The sequence below is a fragment of the Nonomuraea sp. NPDC003709 genome (assembly GCF_040610775.1).
GTDB lineage: Bacteria > Actinomycetota > Actinomycetes > Streptosporangiales > Streptosporangiaceae > Nonomuraea > Nonomuraea angiospora_A.
The window spans coordinates 523569-542167 of the sequence record NZ_JBEXMW010000004.1; the positions used below are offsets into that span (position 1 = coordinate 523569).

The following is an 18599-nucleotide window of genomic DNA, read 5'->3' on the forward strand; positions in this document are numbered from 1 at the left end:
GACCGTTCATGAAGAGGTTTGTCGCCCTCGTCGCCGTCTCGCTGTTAGGGCTGGCGGCCTGTGGTGAGTCGAGTAGTCCCGCCGTGCCCGGAGCGCCGTCCGAGAAGGGCAGCGACGTCCTGGCCAAGGCGCCCGTCGCGGCGGCGGCCGACATCCTGCCCGGCTCCACCATGGAGAAGATCAAACAGCGCGGCGAGCTCCTCGTGGGCGGCTCGCTGGACGCGCCCCTGCTCTCCCAGCAGAACCCCGCCACCGGCGAGGTCGAGGGGTTCGACGCGGACATGGGCAAGGCGCTGGCCAAGTACATCCTGGGCGAGCCCAAGGTGAAGATCGTCAACTCGGCGTCGGAGACCCGGGAGGCGCTGCTGGCCAACGGGACCGTGGACGTCGTCTTCCAGACGTACACGATCACCGAGGAGCGGGCGAAGCAGGTGGCGTTCGCGGGCCCGTACTACACCTCGGGGCTGACGATCGCGGTGAAGAAGGGCGCGACGGGCATCGCCAAGCCGGAGGACCTGAACGGCAAGAAGGTCCTGGCGGGCGCGAACACCCCGGCCATCCCCGCGATCAAGAAGCTGGCGCCGCAGGCGGAGATCATCACCTTCGGCAGCGACCCGGAGTGCGTCCAGGCGCTCAAGCAGGACCGGGGCGTGGCCTACGTGCAGGATGAGACGATCCTCATCGCGGACGCCAAGAAGGACCCGTCGATCGAGATCGTGACGAAGCCGTTCACCGTGGACCCGTACGGGATCGGGCTCAAGCACGGTGACGACCAGTTCAAGAAGTTCGTCAACGACTGGTTGAAGAAGACCCAGGACACCGGGGTCTGGCAGGACATCTGGAAGAAGTCCATCGGCACTGTGGTGACCGGCGACGCTCCCCAGCCGCCGCAGATCGGCTCCGTGCCGGGGTCCTGATGTCCGTTCTCCTCGATCACCTGCCCGAGCTGTGGCAGGGGCTGATCGTGACGTTCCAGCTCACCGCCGCGTCCTTCGCGGGCGCGGCGGTGCTGGGGGCACTGGTGTGCGCGCTGCGCGTCAGCCCGGTGCGGGTGCTGCGCGCCATCGGCACCGCGTACGTGGAGTCCTTCCAGAACCTGCCGCTCCTCGTCCTGCTCGTCCTGGCCTTCTTCGGCCTGCCGGAGATCGGCGTCAAGGCCGAGCCGCTGGTCACCGCCATCGTGGTCATCGCCGTGTACGAGGCCGCGTACGTCGGCGAGGCCCTGCGCTCCGGCGTGAACTCGGTGGGCAGGGGGCAGGGCGAGGCGGCGCGGGCGATCGGACTGACGTTCGGCCAGTCGCTCAGGCACGTGGTCCTGCCGCAGGCGCTGCGCACGGTCGTCCAGCCGCTCGGCAACATCTTCATCGCCACCACGATGAACACCGCCCTGGCCGCAGCCGTCGGCGTCGTGGACCTGACGGCCGCCGCCAACCGGGTGAACCTCGTCGAGGCGCAGCCCATCCCGATCTTCGTCGGCGCGGGCCTGGCGTACGCGCTGATCGCCGCGGCGGTGGGATTCGCCACCGGCCGGCTCGAACGCAAGCTGGTGATCCTGCGGTGAGCGTCCTCTTCGACGAGCCCGGACCCAAGGCGCGCGGGCGCATCCGCGTCGCGACCGTGCTCGGCGTCCTGGCCGCCGTCGCGCTCGCCGTCCTGGCCGTGCGGCAGTTCGCGGCGAACGGGCAGCTCGACGCCGCCCGCTGGCAGCCGTACGCGACCTGGCCGATGTGGCGCTACCTCCTGACGGGACTGTGGTCCACGTTCCTGGCGGCGATCGTGTCGGCGGCGCTGTCCATGGCGTTCGGCCTGGTCCTGGCCCTCGGGCGGCTCTCCCACCGCCGGTGGATCCGAGTCCCGGCCGCCGCCTACGTCGAGGTCGTCAGGGTCGTGCCGGCGCTGCTGCTGGTGTACGTGGTGCTGTTCGCGCTGCCACGCTACGGCCTGGACCTGCCGCTGTTCTGGAAGCTGGTCGTGCCCCTGACGGCCTCGAACGCGGCCGCCTTCGCCGAGATCTTCCGCGCCGGCATCAACTCCGTCGAACGCGGCCAGACCGAGGCGGGCCTGGCCGTCGGCCTCACGCCGCTCCAGACCATGCGCCTCGTCGTGCTGCCCCAGGCGGCCCGCCGCGTGCTGCCGTCGATCGTCAGCCAGTCCGTCGGCCTGCTCAAGGACACCTCGCTGGGCTTCGTCGTCAGCTACGGCGAGCTGCTCTACAGCGGCAAGGTGCTGGCGGCCTATAACGGCCTGCTCATCCAGACGTATCTGGTCGTCGCATTGGTCTATCTTGCGGTCAACGTGTCCCTGTCCAAGCTGGCCCGCACGCTGGAAGCGCGCCAGCCCGTCACTTTCAGGAGGAGAGCCGCTCGTGCCTGACTACGCCGTGCTCGCCGAGGTGATCCGTTCCGGATTCGTGGAGAGCGTCCATTACGGCAGCGCCGTCGGCCTGGATCCGTCCGGGCGTGCCGAGGTGGTCCTCGGGAAGGTGGACGCGCCGGTGCTGCCGCGCTCGTCCGCCAAGCCGTTCCAGGCGCTGGCCTGCCTCACCGCCGGCGCGGCGCTGGCGGGGCCGCGGTTGGCCATCGCGGCGGGCAGCCACACGGGCGAGGACTTCCACGTGGAGCTGGTCCGCGAGATCCTCGACGACTACGGCCTGGACTTCGGCGCGCTGGCGTGCCCGCCGTCGTGGCCGGAGGACGCCCCCACCATGTACGGGCTCATCAGGCAGGGCGCCGACCAGTCCCGCGAGCGCATGAACTGCTCCGGCAAGCACGCCGCCATGCTCGCCGCCGCCGTGGCCAACGACTGGGACGTGCCCGGCTACCTGTCGGCCGGCCATCCCCTGCAGCTCCAGGTCCGTTCGGTCACCGAGGAGCTGGCGGGGGAGAAGACCGCGCACGTGGCGGTGGACGGCTGCGGCGCGCCGCTGTTCGGCCTGTCGCTGACCGGGCTGGCGCGGGCCGTGCAGGGCCTGGTGCTGGCCGCGCCGGGCAGCGCGCCCCACCAGGTCGCCGACGCCATGCGCGCGCACCCCGAGTACGTGGGCGGGACCGGGCACCAGAACACCGAGCTGATGCGGGCGCTGCCCGGCGCCGTGGCCAAGGGCGGCGCGGAGGGCGTGCTGGTGGTGGCCCTGGAGTCGGGTCACTCGGTGGCGGTCAAGGTCATCGACGGCAGCCCGCGCGCCACCACGGCCGTCGCCCTGGCGGTCCTGCGGCGCATGGGCTGCGACGTCTCGACGGCGGCGGCGTTCGAGCAGGTGGACGTGCTGGGCGGCGGGGCCCCCGTGGGCCGGATCGTCGCCCGCGGGTAGGCCGCGGGAGGCCGGAGCGTCACGGGAGGTCAGAGCGAGCCGTCGCAGCCGTCCGTGATGCCCTTCGCCGGGCTCTGGCCGGCCTTCTTGGCGGCCGCCGTCTTCTTGGGAGAAGGGCCGGCGGAGGCGGTGGCGGCGACGGGCGGCTTGGTCTCGCCCGAGTCCCGCATCGCCTTCGCCGCGATGGTGCGGATCCTCTCCCAGTCGGGATAGCCGGTGTTGATCAGCGGCGGCACGAACTGCACGCTCGTCACCTTGGCGTTCTTGACCTTCAGCGCCAGCGGCACCAGGTTCTTGAGCATCCCCCGCGGGATGTCGGTCCTGATCAGCTCCTTGGTGGCCAGCGCGATCCGGTTGAAGCGGGCCAGCACGGTCGCCGGGTCCGCCTGGGTGAGCAGCGCGCCGAGCACGCAGCGCTGGCGGCGCATGCGGGTGTAGTCGTCGCTGAACGTGCGCGAGCGGGCGTACCACATGGCGTCGGCGCCCTTGAGCTTGCGCGTGCCGGCCTTGACCAGGCCCTCGTTGTACTTGCCGAACACCACGTCCTGCTCGACGGTGATCGTGATGCCGCCGATGGCGTCGATGAGGCGGGCGAAGCCCCACATGTTGACCAGGGCGTACCAGTCGACCTTGACCCCGAGGGTGTAGCCGATCGTGTCCATCAGCACCCTGGGGCCCTGGTGCTGCTTGCCGCCGAAGATCTCCGGGTGCGCGTCGGCGTACTCCCAGACGCTGTTGAGCAGGTCGCTGCGCCCGCCGCCGGGGTCGGGCGGGAGGCGGAAGCCATTGGGGAAGTGCTGGGCCATCGGCGTGCCGGGGCGGAAGCGCACGTTCTCCAGGTTGCGCGGCAGGCTGAACAGCACGGTGTTGCCGGTCTTCACGTCGACGCTGGCCAGGTTCATGCTGTCGGTGCGGACGCCGATCCGGTTGTCGTCGGCGTCGCCGCCCAGGAGCAGGATGTTGACCCGCTGCCGCCCCGCCCACGGGTCCTCCGGCCGCTCCGCGGCGGCGGCGTCGGACGGCGGGGCGTCGGACGGCGTCTCCTGGAAGATGTCGTTGACCGTGCTCTGCAAGGTCCACACGTACTGCGTGACCACGCCGAACGGGAGCACCACGGCGACGGCGAGGAGCCCCGCCAGCGTCCCGGTGACGATCTGCCCGCCTTGTGGCAGCCGCCCCGGCCGCAGCACGATGAACGAGTGCACGATCACGGCGAACCAGGTCACGCCCAGCACGGCGGCGCTCACGATGATCGTCGTCATCCGCTCGATGAGCGTGCCCACCAGGTTGTCGGTCGTCAGCGCGAACGCGACCAGCGCCAGGAGGCCGATGACGTAGCAGGAGATCAGGGCGAGGCCGGTTTTGCGCCAACCGGTGCGCAGATGGGCCGCCCCGGGCGCCAGCGCCGCCAGCGCCAGCCATCCGAGAACCGCTCCGGCGCTCGAGGGTTCCTTTGCCTGCCGCACGCCTTCCCCGTTTCCCCGAATTTACAACCCTAGGCCTCTTACAGAGGCGGCAGCCTACGCACCTAATACGAAATATGTCTTTATCGGAGGATGAACATCAGTAGCCGAACAGACTTCACCGAAATCGCGTACGAAGTCGCCGACCAGATCGCCACCGTCACATTGAACCGCCCGGAGCGGCTGAACGCCTTCACCTTTGCGATGCGCGGAGAGTTGATCGAGGCGTTCGACCGCGCGGACGCCGACGACGGGGTGCGCGCGGTGGTGGTCACCGGGGCGGGCCGCGCTTTCTGCGCCGGGGCGGACCTGAGCGGCGGCGGGGACACCTTCGCGCACGGCGCGGACGGCGCACGTGGCGAGCTGGTGGACGGGGTGCCGCGCGACGGCGGTGGCACGGTCGCGCTCAGGATCGCCCGCTCGCTCAAGCCGGTCATCGCCGCGATCAACGGCCCCGCCGTGGGCGTCGGGCTGACGATGACGCTGCCCATGGACGTCCGGCTGGCCTCGGCGCAGGCCCGGTTCGGGTTCGTGTTCGCGCGGCGCGGCATCGTCACCGAGGCCGCGTCGAGCTGGTTCCTGCCCAGGATCGCCGGCATCGCGCAGGCCATGGAATGGGCCGCGACCGGCCGGATCTTCCCCGCCTCTGAGGCGCTCGAAGGGCGGCTGGTCTCGCGGGTGTATCCGCCCGAGGAGCTGCTGCCGGCGGCGTACGCGCTGGCCCGCGAGATCGCCGACAACACCTCGGCCGTCTCCGTGGCCGCCATCCGCAGGCTGATGTGGTCGGGCCTGTCGGCGTCCTCGCCGTGGGAGGCACACGCGGCCGACTCGCGCGTCATGGCCGAGCTGGGCGGCGCGCCCGACACGGTCGAGGGGGTGACGGCGTTCCTGGAGAAGCGCCCGGCGGACTTCCCGATGCGGGTGAGCGAGGATCTGCCGCCCGGTGTCCCGTCATGGCCGGACAATCCTTATGGTGTCTAGCATGTACGAGATCAACGTGCTGCAGCTGCCGGACGACTTCGAGGGCGAGGTCGTCGCGACGCTGGTCTCCAGGAAGGCGGGATCCCGCAGGGCGGTGCTCTACCTGCACGGGTTCACCGACTACTTCTTCCAGGACCACCTCGCCGACCACTACATCCAGCGCGGCATCGACTTCTACGCTCTCGACCTGCGCAAATACGGGCGTTCGCTGCTGCCGCACCAGACCAGGGGCCTGATCAGGAGCGTCACCGACTACTTCCCCGAGATCGACGAGGCCGTCCGCATCGTCAGGCAGGACCACGACGAGCTGACGATCAACGCCCACTCGACCGGCGGCCTGGTCGCCTCCCTATGGGCCGACCGGGTCCGCGGGCGGGGGCTGGTGCAGGGGATGGCGCTCAACAGCCCGTTCTTCGACCTGAACGTGCCCGCCCCGCTGCGCCTGGCAGCCGACCTGTTCAAGACGCCCCTCTCGTACACGCGGTGGGCGCTCCCGCTGGGGATCAGCACCGTCTACGGGCAGACGCTGCACCGCAGCGAGGGCGGCGAGTGGGACTACGACCTGGAGCTCAAGCCGCTGGGTGGCTTCTCCGTGCACGCCATGTGGCTGGCCGCCATCCGCCGGGCGCAGCGGCGGCTGCAGGCGGGGCTCGCGGTGGACGTGCCGGTCCTCGTGCTGGCCTCCACCAACGGGCTGCGGGTACGCGACCTCGTCCCGGAGGCCCGCTCGGCGGACATCGTGCTCGATCCCCAGCACATCGCCCGCTGGGCCACCTCGCTCGGCCCGCACGTCACGTGCGTGCGCATCCCGGACGGCCTGCACGACCTGGTGCTGTCGGCGGAGCCGGCGCGCAAGCAGGTCTTCGCCGAGCTGGACCGCTGGATGGACGCCTATGTCTACCAGGGGAAGGAGAACAGCCCGTAGTAGGCCGCCGCCACCAGCAGCAGCCCCGTGCCGCCCAGCACGCCGGCGACCGCCACGTGCTGCCAGCGGCCGGGCCGCATGCCCTCTCGCAGCGCCGACACGAACGCCGCCACCGCCGTCACCTCCTGGATCAGCATGAGCGCCGCGAGCAGCCGCACGATGAGCCAGCCGGCCAGCACGGCCGGCCAGGCGCCCGCCTGGTTGACCGAGAACAGCACCAGCAAGGTGATGAACGCGATCACCGAGGCCAGCAGGCCCAGGCCCGTCCAGACCATCCGGCTGAGCCGGCGTCTGATCGGGGGCCACAGCCTGGCGTTCGTCTCGGCGGGGACCTGGGGACGGCCGCGCAGGCGTACGACCATGGCCGCGACGGGGCCCGCCACGTAGCCGACGGCGGCCAGGCAGATCGTCAGCCCGAGCATCGTGCCGCCCGCGTACCAGGGGGCGGCCGGCACGTCGCTGGCCTCGAACCGCTGCACCGGCGTGGCGCCCGCCATGTGCAGGGCGGGCCGCGCGGTGCCGGGCAGGCCGGTGATCCAGTTGGCCAACGTTTCCAGGTAGCCCTTGGTGAAGGGGCCGCCGTTCACTCGCATGGCGTGGTCGCCCTTGGCCATGAAGCGGATCGTGTAGTCGTCGTTGCCCGCTCTGTTCATGCCCTTGACGAGCGCCTGGGTGGACTCGACGAACGGGATCGAGGGGTCGGTGGTGCCGTAGAAGGCCAGGACCGGCTGTTTGATCCCGCTTAATGCCGGCAGCGCGTCATATCTGAGGAAGTTGAAGCCGACCCCGCCCATGGCCCTGGTCAGCAGGTCGCGAGCGCCGATCGGGGCCCGCAGCCGGAGCAGCTGCTCGTTCAGCGCCCAGGCGACCTGGCGCAGCGGGGAGACGTTCGGGGACGACACCAGGATCACGAACCCCACCGCCGTGCTCTTCGCCGCGGCGATCGGCACCACCCAGCCGCCCTCGCTGACCCCCCACAGGCCGATGCGGGCCGGGTCGACCTCGGGACGCGTGCGCAGGAGCTCCACCATGCGCAGGGCGTCGTCGGCGAGCAGCGAGAAGTCCCGCTGGCGGAAGTTGTAGCCGACCGTGCGCTTGTCGAACGCGATCGTCACCACGCCCGCCTTGGCCAGGAACTCCGCCTGCGGCGTGAACTCCGTCCGCGACCCGTTGCCCGACCCCGACACGAACACCATCGCCGGATGCCGCCCGGGCGTCACCGGCAACCGGAGCGTTCCGTCCAGGCGTTGACCCTCCGCCGAGACGGAGATCTCCTCCCTGCGGACGGGATCGACCGCCACCACCGGCCGCAGCTCGCTCGTGGGCTGCGCCGGGATCGTCTGGAAGGCTGGATCCACCTTGAGCGGCGGCGGATCGAACGCGGGCGGCAGCACGTATCCGACCGTCGCGAGAGCCACCAGCACCAGACCGGCGGCGACGCTCAAGGTGCCACGGCCAGTGCGCATCGGCCTCCCCATGTGCGTTGGTTTGCCCGCCGATCTTCTAGCCTACTCCCGGCCTGCGGGACAGATGAGGCCGCATTTGTCGGTGAGAGCTGTTAGCTTCCTGCGACATGCGGATCCTGCACACCTCAGACTGGCATCTGGGGCGCTCGTTCCATCGCGAGAGCCTGCTCTCGGCGCAGGAGGCGTTCGTCGACCACCTGGTGGAGACGGTCCGGGCGGAGCGGGTCGACGTGGTGGCGGTCGCGGGCGACGTCTACGACCGCGCGCTGCCGCCGGTCGACGCGGTCGCGCTCCTGGACTCGGCGCTCGGGCGGCTGCGCGCGGCGGGGGCGCGGGTGGTGCTGATCAGCGGCAACCACGACTCGGCGCTGCGGCTGCGCTTCGGCTCGGGCCTCTTCGAGGCCGCCGGGGTGCACGTACGCACCTCGCCCGACCTTTCCTGGGAGCCGGTGCTGATCGACGACGTGGCCTTCTACGGCATCCCCTACCTGGAGCCCGAGCTGGTCCGCCACGCCTGGGAGCTGCCCGACCGGAGCCACACGGCCGCCCTCACGTACGCGATGGACCGCGTCAGGGCCGACGCCGCCCGCCATCGCGCCTCGGTGGTGCTGTCGCACTGCTTCGTCGTCGGGGGCCAGGCCAGCGACAGCGAGCGCGACATCAGCGTGGGCGGGGTGGCCCACGTCCCGCTGTCGGCCTTCGACGGGGTGTCCTATGTCGCGCTGGGCCACCTCCACGGGCGGCAGCGCATGTCGGAGACGGTGCGTTACTCGGGGTCGCCGCTGGCGTACTCGTTCTCGGAGGTCGGCCACGTCAAGGGCTCGTGGCTGGTCACGCTCGGCTCGGGGGCCGACTTCGTGCCGGCGCCGGTGCCGCGGCCCGTGGGGCGGCTGCGGGGGGACCTGGAGGAGCTGCTGACCTCTGCCCGGCACACCCCGTACGAGGACCACTGGCTGCACGTCACCCTCACCGACGCCGTCCGCCCCAAATCGGCCATGGACCGGCTCCGCGCCCGCTTCCCCCACACCCTCGCCCTCTCCTTCGACCCGGTCGGCGCCGCGCCCGCCGCCCAGCCCGTACGGTTGAGCGGGCGGCCGGAGGCGGAGGTGGCCCTCGATTTCGTCAGGGAAGTACGCGGCGAGCCTGCCGCACGTGACGAGGAAGACCTGCTAAGACAGGCCATCGAGGCGTCGAGGGTGAAGGAGACGATGGCGTAGATGCGGCCGCACCGGCTCTCGCTGACGGCGTTCGGGTCGTTCCCGGGCACCGAGACGGTCGACTTCGACGCGCTGGCCGAGGCTGGCCTGTTCCTGATCCAGGGGCCCACGGGGGCGGGCAAGACCACCATCCTCGACGCGCTCTGCTTCGGCCTCTACGGTCAGGTGCCCGACCCGCAGCGCAACGACGCCCGCAGCCTCCGCTGCGACCACGCCCCGCCGTCGGCCGGGCCCTCGGTCACGCTGGAGGTCACCATCCGCGGGCGGTTACTCCGCATCCAGCGCTCGCCGTCCTGGCAGCGGCCCAAGCTGCGCGGGACGGGGTTCACCGAGGAGAAGCCCAAGGTCGTCGTCTCGGAGCGGCGCGGGTCGGAGTGGCAGGGCCTGACCACCCGGCTGGACGAGGCGGGCGACCTGATCGGCGGGCTGCTGGGCATGAACGCCGCCCAGTTCTGCCAGGTGGCGATGTTGCCTCAGGGCAATTTCGCCAAGTTCCTGCGGGCCGAGGGGGAGGAGCGCCGCAGGCTGCTGGAGCGGCTGTTCTCGGTCAAGGTCTTCACCCAGGCGGAGTCGTGGCTGGCCGAGCACCGCAAGCTGGCCTTCCGGGAGGCGCAGGAGCTCCGGCAGGAGGTCGACTTCGCCGTCCAGCGGGTCGAGGAGGCGGCGGGCGACGACCTGGACGAGGCCTCCGAGCCCGAGGACGATCCCCTGCGGTGGGCGGGGGCGCTGCTCGACGCCGCGCGGGCCGTCGTGGGCCGGGCGGGCGAGGAGCACGAGACGGCCGGGCAGGCAGCGCGTTCGGTGCGGCTGCGGTTCGAGCAGGCCGCCGCGCTGGCCGACCGGCAGCGCCGGCACGCCGAGGCGCTCACCATGCGCCGCACCCTTGACGAGCGGGCGGACGAACGGGCCGACCTGCAGGCCATCCTCGACGACGCGGCCAGGGCCGACCGGGTGCTGCCTCTGATCACGGCGGTCAGGCAGCGTTCGGAGGCCGCCGCCAAGGCACGCGCCCTCGCCGCCGACGCCCTCGCCCGGGCCCGCCCCCTCCTCGCCCGGCAGGCGGCCGACGCCACCGGCCACTCACCGGGCGGCTCGGCTTCGGAGGGCTCAGCTGTCGTCGGGCCCGTGCCGGGCGGGTGGCCGACGGGTGAGCCGTCGGCGGCCGAGCTGGCCGCGCTGGAGCGGGAGCGGCAGGCCGAGATCGCGCGGCTGTCGGAGCTGCTCACCGAGGAGGCCCGGCTGTCGGTGGTCCGGCGTGACCTGCTGCGCGTGGAGGAGGAGCTGGCCGAGCTGGTCGGCGCCGACGAGGCCGTCAGCGCGCGGCTGGCCGCCCTGCCCGCCCTCATCGAGCGGGCCGAGGGCAGGCTGGCCGAGGCGCGCATGGACGCCGCCAGGATCCCGGCCGCGCAGGCCGTACGCGACGCCGCCGCCCACCTGATCGAGATCGACGACGAGCTGGCCAGGCTGGCGGCCGAGCTCGACGCGCTGGCCCAGCGCGAGGCCGAGGTGTCCGCCGCCGAGGCCGAGCTGCCCGAGCGGATCGCCGACGCCGCCGCGGCCCTGGCCGACGTGCAGACGCAGGCGGCGGCCATCCCCGCGGCGGCTGCGGGCCTCGACGCCGCCAGGGCCGCGCTGGAGGCCACCCACCGCCGCGAAGCCCTCGCCGCGGAGCTGGAGGCGGCCGCCGCCGCTCACCAGGCGCTCGTGGACCACGCCCAGGCGCTCCGCGAACGCTGGCTCGACCTGCGCCAGGCGCGCATCGACGGCATGGCGGCGGAGCTGGCCCGTGACCTGTCCGACGGCCGGCCCTGCGCGGTCTGCGGCTCCGACCACCACCCCGATCCCGCCTCCCCGGTCCCCAGCGCGCCGTCGGCCGACGACGAGCACGAGGCCGAGAGCGCCCACGAAGCCGCCCTGGCCCAGCGCGAGGCCGCCGAACGCGCCCTGGCCTCCCTGGAGTCCCGGCACGCCGACGCGGTCGAGGCCACCGGGGGTCTGGACGTCGATACGGCCGAGGCGCAGGTGCTGGGGGCGGAGCAGGAGCTGGCCCGCCTCGAGGCGGTGGCCGACCGCGAGCCCGCCCTGGCCGCGGCGCTCGAACGCGTCGAGATCGAGCGCGAACGGGTCAGGGACCAGGCCAGGGAGATCGCCGAGACCCTCGCCGGCCACCGCGCCCACCACACCCACCTGGAGTCCGAACGCACCCGCCTCCTCCAGACGACCCTGCCCACCGGAGACCCGGACCCGGAGTCAGTCCCGGTGGACGGGCGGGGTGTGCTGGCGCGGGCCGAGCGGGAGTTGCGCAGGCTGCGGGCGTCGGCGGACGGGGAGCCGGTGCTGGCGCGAGAGGCGGCGGCGCTCGGCCGGGAGCGCCTGGAGCTGGAGGAGGAGAGGCGCCGGGTCGAGGCGCGGCTGGCCTCGTACCGCACCCGCCATGAGGAGCTGAGCGGCGATGCCGGACGGCTCGGCGCCCGGCTGGACGCGGCGCGGGGCGACGATCCCACCCTGACCGCGCGCCTGTCGAGGCTGCACGACGAGGCCGGGCTGCTGCGGGAGGCCCTGGAGGCCACGCAGGCGGCGATGGCGTCCATCGACGAGCTGGGCAGGGCCCGGCGGGCCGCGGAGGAGGCGGCGGCCGAGGCCGGGTTCGCGGATGTGCCGGAGGCGGAGGCGGCGTTCCGGAGTCCCGTGGAGCGGGAGCGGCGGGCGGAGGCGCTGCGGCGGCTGGACGACGAGCACGCCGCCGTCACGAGCGTCCTGGCCGACCCCGAGCTGGTCGCGGCAGCCGCCGCGCCCGCGCCCGACCTGGCCTCGATCGGGAGCGAGCGCGACCGGCTGGAGGAGGCGCACACGAGGCTGTCGAGCGCGCGCGACCGGGCCGTGGCCAGGGCGGAGCGGCTGGCCCAGCTGCACGGCGAGCTGTCCGATCGCATCGAGCGCTGGCGCCCGGCGGCCGAGCGGCACCGGCTGGCCGAGCGCATGGCGGCGCTGGCCAGCGGCACGTCCGGCGACAACCAGTGGAGCATGAGCCTGTCGTCGTACGTGCTGGGGGAGCGGCTGCGGCAGGTGGTGGACGCCGCGAACGAACGGCTCGACCACATGTCGGCAGGCCGCTACCTGCTGCGCCACGACCTGCGCAAGACGGCCGGGTCCCGGGGGCGCTCCGGGGGCGGGCTGGGGCTGCGGGTGGCCGACGGGTGGACCGGCGTCGACCGAGACCCGGCCACGCTGTCCGGCGGTGAAAGCTTCATCACGTCACTGGCGCTGGCGCTGGGGCTGGCGGACGTCGTCACGGCCGAGGCCGGGGGCACCGAGCTGGGCACGCTCTTCGTGGACGAGGGCTTCGGCACCCTCGACGAGGACACCCTCGACGGCGTGCTGGACATCCTCGACGGGCTGCGCGACGGCGGGCGGGCCGTGGGCATCGTCAGCCACGTCGCCGAGCTGCGGTCGAGGATCACGGCGCAGCTCAAGGTCACCAAGACGCGCGCCGGATCCACCCTGTCGCTGACAGGGGTGGGCTGAGCGGCGACGGCGGAGCGATCTCGCGTAGATTGCTCGCACGAACCCCGTGAAGGAGTGGAACCCATGCGCGTCGTCGTCACCGGAGCCCATGGCAAGGTCGGCCGGGCGGCCGTCAAGGCGCTGGCCGAGGCCGGTCACGAGGTGACCGGCGTGGATCTCACGCGCCCGATCTGGGAGCGGCACGAGCCCGGCGAACCCGCCTACAAGCAGGCCGAGCTGACCGACGCCGGGCAGGCGTACGCCGTGGTCCACGGGGCCGACGCGGTCGTGCACGCCGCCGCCATCCCCGACCCCACCGCCAACGCGCCGCACGTGGTCTTCCAGAACAACCTGATGGCCACGTTCAACATGATCGAGGCGGCGATCCGCCTGGGCGTCCCCCGCTTCGTGAACATCTCCAGCGAGACCGTCCCCGGCTACTTCTTCGCCGACCGGCCCTTCCTGCCCGACTACGCGCCGGTGGACGAGGAGCACCCGGCCCGGCCGCAGGACCCGTACGCGCTGTCCAAGCACTTCGGCGAGCAGCTCATGGACGCCGCGGTGCGCCGCTCCGACATCAGGTGCATCTCGCTGCGGCCGAGCTGGGTGCAGCACGAGGGCAACTACGAGCGCAACATCGGCCCGCAGGTCCGCGACGCCTCCTTGATCGGCGCGGGGCTGTGGAGCTACACCGACGTGTACGACCTCGCGGACGCGATCGTCCTGGCCGCCGAGTCCGACCTGCCCGGGCACGAGGTGTTCTACATCGCCGCACCCGACAACGCGGGCGGGCACGACTTCGCCGTCAAGCTGCGGGAGCACTACGGCGACCGGATCGAGCTGCGGCCGATCTCCCGCCCGGACTCCTCGGGCATCTCGTGCGACAAGGCCCACCGTCTGCTGGGCTGGACCCCGAAGCGGTCGTGGCGCGACTACCTGGACGAGAACGGCCGTACCCGCCAGGGGTGACGACTCAGCGTTCGAGGGAGATGATCAGCTCCGGCAGCGTGGCCGGGTCGTGGAACAGGGTGGCGCCCAGACCGGCGAGGCGGTCGCCGGGGATGAGGCCGCCGGCGAAGGCCAGGCAGCGCATGCCCGCGCGCATCGCCGCGGTCACCCCGAACGGGCTGTCCTCCACCACCACGCACCGCTCCGGCTCGGCCCCCAGCGTGGCCGCCGCGTGCAGGAACAGGTCCGGCTCCGGCTTGCCCCTGGCGACGTCCTCTGCGCTGAACACCCGCCCGTCGAACCGCCCGGCCAGCCCCACGAGCTCGAGGCTGTTGCGGATCACGCTGTGCCGGCCGTTCGAGGCCACGCAGCTCGGCACGGTGAGCCGGTCGAGCGCCTCCTCGATGCCTCGGACCGTGCGCAGCTCGGCCTTGACCGCCGCCGTGTACTCGGCTCTGAGCTGATCGCGCCAGCCCGGCGGCGTCTCGCCCACCTGCTCTTCCCAGTAGTCGTTCGTGCAGCCCACGAACCGCTCGATGTACTCCGTCTCGTCAATCGACCAGCCCAGGCGGCGCAGCGCCGCCGTGCCCACGCGTACGGAGATCGGCTCGCTGTCCACGAGCGTTCCGTCGCAGTCGAAGATGACAAGATCGACAGCCAAAACCCGTTCCCTTCAGAGGTGTCTTTCCGCTGGTGATAGCTTCTTCGTATCGCTTCACAAGACGCTATTCCGCATAGTGAGACAAATGTGACAACGTCCCCCCAAGTCGCCGCACCCAGCCGGTCAAGGATCGCGGCCGCCAGCCTCATCGGCACGGCGATCGAATTCTATGATTTCTACATTTATGGCACCGCGGCGGCCCTGGTGCTCAACACCGCGTTCTTCCCCGGCATGGACCCGGTGGCGGGCAACCTGGCGGCGTTCTCGACGTTCGCGGTGGCGTTCCTGTCGCGCCCGCTCGGCTCGGCCCTGTTCGGGCACTGGGGCGACCGCGTCGGCCGCAAGTCCATGCTCGTGGTGTCGCTGCTCGTGATGGGGCTCTCCACGGTCGCCATCGGGCTGCTGCCCGGCTACGCGGCCATCGGCGTGATCGCGCCCGTGCTGCTGGTGCTGCTGAGGTTCACGCAGGGCATCGGGCTCGGGGGCGAATGGGGCGGCGCGGCGCTGCTGGCCACCGAGCACGCGCCGCCCGGCAGGCGCGGGCTGTACGCGATGTTCCCGCAGCTCGGCCCGTCGGCCGGGTTCATCGTCGCGAACGGGCTGTTCCTCGTGCTGGGGGAGACGCTCAGCGATGAGCAGTTCGGGGCGTGGGGGTGGCGGCTGCCGTTCGTGGCGAGCCTGCTGCTGGTGATCGTCGGCCTGTACGTACGGCTCAAGATCTCCGAGACGCCGGTCTTCCAGGCGGCCATGGACCAGCGCCGGATCGCCAAGGTGCCGATCGTGGCCCTCCTGCGGCAGCAGTGGCGGCGCGTGCTCCTCGGCGCGGGCGCCATGACCGTCGCCTACACGCTCTTCTACACCGCCACCACCTACTGCCTGGCGTACGGCACCACCGCGCTCAAGATCCCGAAGACCACCATGCTCGGCCTGACCATGGTCGGGGTCGTGTTCATGGCCGCGGGCACGGTGGTCTCCGCGATGGTCTCCGACCGCCTGGGCCGCCGCCGCACCCTGCTCGCCGGGACGGGCGTGGCCGTCGTGTGGGGGCTGGTGATGTTCCCGCTGATGGAGACCAGGTCCGTGTTCCTGGTGGGCGTGGCGCTGGCGGGGGCGCTCGGCCTGATGGGGCTGGTCTTCGGGCCGATGGGCGCGTACCTGCCGGAGCTCTTCAAGACCCAGTACCGCTACAGCGGCGCCTCGGTCGCCTACAGCCTGGGCGGCGTGCTCGGCGGCGCGGTGCCCCCGCTGGTCGCCACGAGCCTGCAGGCCGGCGGGGTGGGCGTGATGGGCGTCGGCGCGTACGTCTCGGCGATGGCCCTGCTGAGCCTGCTCTGCCTGCTCGCCCTCCCCGAGACGGGCGAGGACAGCCTCCAATAGTGCTTTGTCAGGTCGGCGCGTCGTGGGCAGTGAGCGCTGCGGCAGCCAGGGCGACGGCTAATCCGGCGGCGGTTCCGGGCGGCCGTTGGCGACCCAGGTGGGGTGGAAGCGGCGGAAGATGATGCTCATGTTCTTGTCGCTGCCCGAACTGTTCTGCTCGCCCCACTCGATGGCCGCGCCGACCTGATTGTCGGCGGTCTGCAGCATGCTGGAGTAACCCCCTTCGACCCCGTTCACGTTCGGCCTGCCGTCCCGTCCCTTCGGCTGGGGCGCGGGAAAGTCGCCGAGCAGGCGGGTGTACGGCCAGCCGACGCCGTCGTCGTAGCTCATCCAGACGCGCATGGGGGTCCGGCTTCGGGAGCCGCTGCCCGGGTGGGGGCCGAGGAACAGGATCCGGTTCGGCGACCCGGCGAAGCGCAGCGTCGAGGCCTGGCAGTCGGGATCGGGCAGGACACGGCCGTCCGGCTCGAGGTGATCGGCGTAGCCGGAGAAGCCGCCGTCGAGGGTGCCGGTGGCGACCAACCGCTTGAGCAGCGGCGGATCGCCGGCGTTGGCGAACCGGGCACGATCGTTGCGATACAGGTCGCCGCTGAACCGCTGCAGGATCGTGGCCTCGTCGGTCTTGGTGACGTCGGTGTTCGTCAACTCCTGGTAGTGCCAGTCAGTGTCCCCTGGCCGCTTGTAGATGTTGCGCCACTTGGCCGGGATGACCAGCGTTCCGTCGGTCATCCTGATGCCGGCGCCGGGGCCGATCGAGTCGTTGAACCATCTCCTGTTCAACGGATCGCTCGGGTCCTTGTGCGGTTTGAGCGTGTCGGTCTTGTCGGTGAGGGTCCAGCCGCCGGTGGGCAGGCCGTTGGCGTCGGTGGCTGACGAGGCCACCCACACCGCGCGGTCGTCCCAGCTGTCGAAGTCGCCGACGCTCGTCCAACTGGCCGCCATCCGGTTGAAGAACAGGTAGACGGTCTGCCCGTCGAAGACCGCGGTGGGGTTGCCGACGGCGTCCGGCCACCCGGTGGCCACCGCCTTGATCCCGGACCAGGTGCCGGGTTTGCCGGAGTCCCTGGAGGTCTTGTAGATGAGGTCGATGTTGCCGTAGTCGTCGTTGTCGCCGACCCGGCCTTCGGCGAAGGCGATGACCGTGTTCCCCTTGGTACGGATCACGGCCGGCGCGCGGAAGGAGTGGTAGTCGACCCGGTAGGCGCCGTTGACGTAGGCCTCGTTGCCTCCGTCGAAGAGCACTTCCGCGGAGGGCGTGGACGCCGCATCGGCCGGAGTCGCTACGAGGAGGCTCGCGGTGACCAGCGCGATGGCCGCGAGTGATCGGACACATAAAGGTCTCACCGTGCGAAAATTACAACTATCTGTTGACCGTGGGAAATCCGGGACAGAAGAGGCCAGCAACCAGGTGTGCGGCGCGGCAGTGCTCCCGCACGCTCGGAAGACGGCGAACTGCCGGGTCGGGGTGGGAGCTCGCCGTTCGCCTTCCTGCGCGTGCGCCCGGCTAGGGGTTGTCGTAGCCGGGGAACAGCAGGGACAGCTCCCGCGGGTACGCGGCGATCAGGCGCAGCTCGTCGTCCGTGAGCGGGCGGCCGGTCATGGCGTTGCAGAGCTGCACCAGCCGGAACGCCAGGTCCTCCTCGCGGACCTCCACGCCCAGCCCGTCCATGACGTGCCGGAAGCCGGCCTTGCCGCCGTACTCGCCGGTCAGCACCACCCGGCCGTCCCGCGCGTGCCAGTCCTGCGGGAACGGGCCCAGCGTGGCCTCGTCGTACAGCTCGTAGTTGCCGTGGTCCTTGAGCGCGCCGTCGGCGTGGATGCCGCTCTCGTGCGCGAACGCGTTGCGTCCCACCCCGACCTGGTTGTACGGCAGCGGCTGCCCGAACGCGTAACCGGCCCACAGACCGAACCTGCGCGCCCATGACAGGTCGAGGGCGTCGCCGATCTCCGCGTCGAGCCCGAAGCCGTGCCGGAAGGCCAGGACGGTCGAGAGCAGGTCGGCGTTGCCGGAGCGCTCGCCGATGCCGTTCACGCACGTGTTGATCCACGCGTCCTGCCCGGCGTCGAGGTCGCCGAGGGCGCCCGAGACGGAGTTGGCCACGGCCATGCCCAGGTCGTTGTGGCAGTGGGTCTCGACCGGCATCGCGGTGGCGGCGGCCAGCTTGGCGAGGCGCTCGCGGATCCTGTCGGGCGTGTCGCCGCCGATCGTGTCGCAGTAACGCACCCGGTCGGCGCCCGCCTCCTTGGCCGCCAGCGCGAACTCCAGCAGGAACCCGTCGTCCGTCCTCGAACCGTCCTCGGCGTTGACCCCCACGCTCTCGGCGCCCGCGGCCTTGGCCGTGCGCACCGCGGCCGTCATCTCCCTGACGATCGCGCCCCTGTCCAGCCGTCCCCGGAACTTGTTCTGGATCATGTAGTCGGACGTCGAGATGGACAGGTTGTAGTGCCTGAGTCCGAGCGGGGCCGCCTTCTCGACGTCCTGCGGCACACCCCGGCACCAGCCCGACAGCCGCAACCCGCCGAACGCCCCCGCCTCGGCCAGCGCCACCTGCGCCTTGACGTACGGGACCTCGTGGAACAGGAAGGGGAACCCGATCTCGGACTGCGCAACGCCGAGCTTGGCCAGATAGAAGTTGACCATGGTCTTGCCGAACTTCGACAGGCCGGTGCGCGCGGTCTGCACGCCGTCCCGGTTGGTCACATCGAGGAAGTGAACTTTTGGCATGCCTTCACGTTGACATGCTCTT

The 18599-nt window shown here is 71.7% G+C and carries 15 protein-coding genes; 10 read left to right on the forward strand and 5 right to left on the reverse strand.

Annotation, left to right across the window (positions count from 1 at the left end; translation table 11 throughout):
- Positions 1-8: 8 nt before the first annotated feature.
- Genes ABZX61_RS15220 through ABZX61_RS15235 form a run of 4 tightly spaced genes read left to right on the forward strand, consistent with a single transcriptional unit; the run spans position 9 to position 3310 of the window.
- Complete coding sequence (locus tag ABZX61_RS15220; protein ID WP_350722363.1) at positions 9-917, forward strand: glutamate ABC transporter substrate-binding protein; 909 nt, start codon at positions 9-11, stop codon at positions 915-917.
- Complete coding sequence (locus tag ABZX61_RS15225; RefSeq protein ID WP_355194806.1) at positions 917-1561, forward strand: amino acid ABC transporter permease; 645 nt, start codon at positions 917-919, stop codon at positions 1559-1561. The genes ABZX61_RS15220 and ABZX61_RS15225 overlap by 1 nt, the downstream gene beginning before the upstream one ends.
- Complete coding sequence (locus ABZX61_RS15230) at positions 1558-2373, forward strand: amino acid ABC transporter permease (RefSeq protein WP_355194808.1); 816 nt, start codon at positions 1558-1560, stop codon at positions 2371-2373. The genes ABZX61_RS15225 and ABZX61_RS15230 overlap by 4 nt, the downstream gene beginning before the upstream one ends.
- The gene (locus ABZX61_RS15235; protein WP_355194810.1) at positions 2366-3310 is read left to right on the forward strand and encodes an asparaginase; all 945 of its coding nucleotides are present in this window, start codon (positions 2366-2368) and stop codon (positions 3308-3310) included. The genes ABZX61_RS15230 and ABZX61_RS15235 overlap by 8 nt, the downstream gene beginning before the upstream one ends.
- Before the next feature lie 29 nt (positions 3311-3339).
- On the opposite strand, the gene ABZX61_RS15240 is transcribed toward ABZX61_RS15235, so the two are convergent.
- Positions 3340-4776 (reverse strand): LCP family protein, encoded by a 1437-nt coding sequence (locus tag ABZX61_RS15240; protein WP_355194812.1) that lies wholly within the window; start codon positions 4774-4776, stop codon positions 3340-3342.
- 90 nt (positions 4777-4866) lie between these two features.
- Here ABZX61_RS15240 and ABZX61_RS15245 point away from each other — a divergent pair, with 90 nt between their 5' ends.
- Together ABZX61_RS15245 and ABZX61_RS15250 are read left to right on the forward strand one after the other, a co-directional pair.
- Positions 4867-5754, forward strand: a complete 888-nt coding sequence (locus tag ABZX61_RS15245) for a crotonase/enoyl-CoA hydratase family protein (RefSeq protein ID WP_350722355.1) — start codon at positions 4867-4869, stop codon at positions 5752-5754.
- A 1-nt stretch (position 5755) separates the two neighbouring features.
- The gene (locus ABZX61_RS15250) at positions 5756-6679 is read left to right on the forward strand and encodes an alpha/beta hydrolase (RefSeq protein WP_355194814.1); all 924 of its coding nucleotides are present in this window, start codon (positions 5756-5758) and stop codon (positions 6677-6679) included.
- Here the strand turns inward: ABZX61_RS15250 and ABZX61_RS15255 are convergent.
- Positions 6652-8145 (reverse strand): prolyl oligopeptidase family serine peptidase, encoded by a 1494-nt coding sequence (locus tag ABZX61_RS15255; protein ID WP_350722352.1) that lies wholly within the window; start codon positions 8143-8145, stop codon positions 6652-6654. The genes ABZX61_RS15250 and ABZX61_RS15255 overlap by 28 nt on opposite strands.
- Before the next feature lie 107 nt (positions 8146-8252).
- Here ABZX61_RS15255 and ABZX61_RS15260 point away from each other — a divergent pair, with 107 nt between their 5' ends.
- The 3 genes from ABZX61_RS15260 to ABZX61_RS15270 all read left to right on the forward strand — a co-directional run bounded on the left by ABZX61_RS15260 (position 8253) and on the right by ABZX61_RS15270 (position 13835).
- Entirely contained in the window at positions 8253-9362 is a 1110-nt protein-coding gene (locus ABZX61_RS15260; RefSeq protein ID WP_355194816.1) for an exonuclease SbcCD subunit D, read from the forward strand.
- Positions 9363-12887, forward strand: coding sequence for an AAA family ATPase (locus ABZX61_RS15265; RefSeq protein WP_355194818.1), 3525 nt, complete (start codon positions 9363-9365; stop codon positions 12885-12887).
- Between the two features lie 63 nt (positions 12888-12950).
- Complete coding sequence (locus ABZX61_RS15270; protein ID WP_355194820.1) at positions 12951-13835, forward strand: NAD(P)-dependent oxidoreductase; 885 nt, start codon at positions 12951-12953, stop codon at positions 13833-13835.
- 4 nt (positions 13836-13839) lie between these two features.
- Here ABZX61_RS15270 and ABZX61_RS15275 read toward each other — a convergent pair whose 3' ends face one another.
- Positions 13840-14475, reverse strand: a complete 636-nt coding sequence (locus ABZX61_RS15275) for an HAD family hydrolase (protein WP_355194822.1) — start codon at positions 14473-14475, stop codon at positions 13840-13842.
- Positions 14476-14562: 87 nt separating this feature from the next.
- Between ABZX61_RS15275 and ABZX61_RS15280 the strand changes: the two genes are divergently transcribed.
- Positions 14563-15852 carry an MFS transporter gene (locus tag ABZX61_RS15280; RefSeq protein ID WP_355194824.1) on the forward strand — a complete coding sequence of 430 codons (1290 nt, stop codon included), beginning with the start codon at positions 14563-14565 and terminating at the stop codon, positions 15850-15852.
- Positions 15853-15909: 57 nt separating this feature from the next.
- On the opposite strand, the gene ABZX61_RS15285 is transcribed toward ABZX61_RS15280, so the two are convergent.
- Together ABZX61_RS15285 and ABZX61_RS15290 are read right to left on the reverse strand one after the other, a co-directional pair.
- Positions 15910-17196 carry a sialidase family protein gene (locus tag ABZX61_RS15285; RefSeq protein ID WP_355194826.1) on the reverse strand — a complete coding sequence of 429 codons (1287 nt, stop codon included), beginning with the start codon at positions 17194-17196 and terminating at the stop codon, positions 15910-15912.
- 160 nt (positions 17197-17356) lie between these two features.
- Positions 17357-18577 carry a hypothetical protein gene (locus ABZX61_RS15290; RefSeq protein WP_355194828.1) on the reverse strand — a complete coding sequence of 407 codons (1221 nt, stop codon included), beginning with the start codon at positions 18575-18577 and terminating at the stop codon, positions 17357-17359.
- Positions 18578-18599 lie beyond the last annotated feature (22 nt).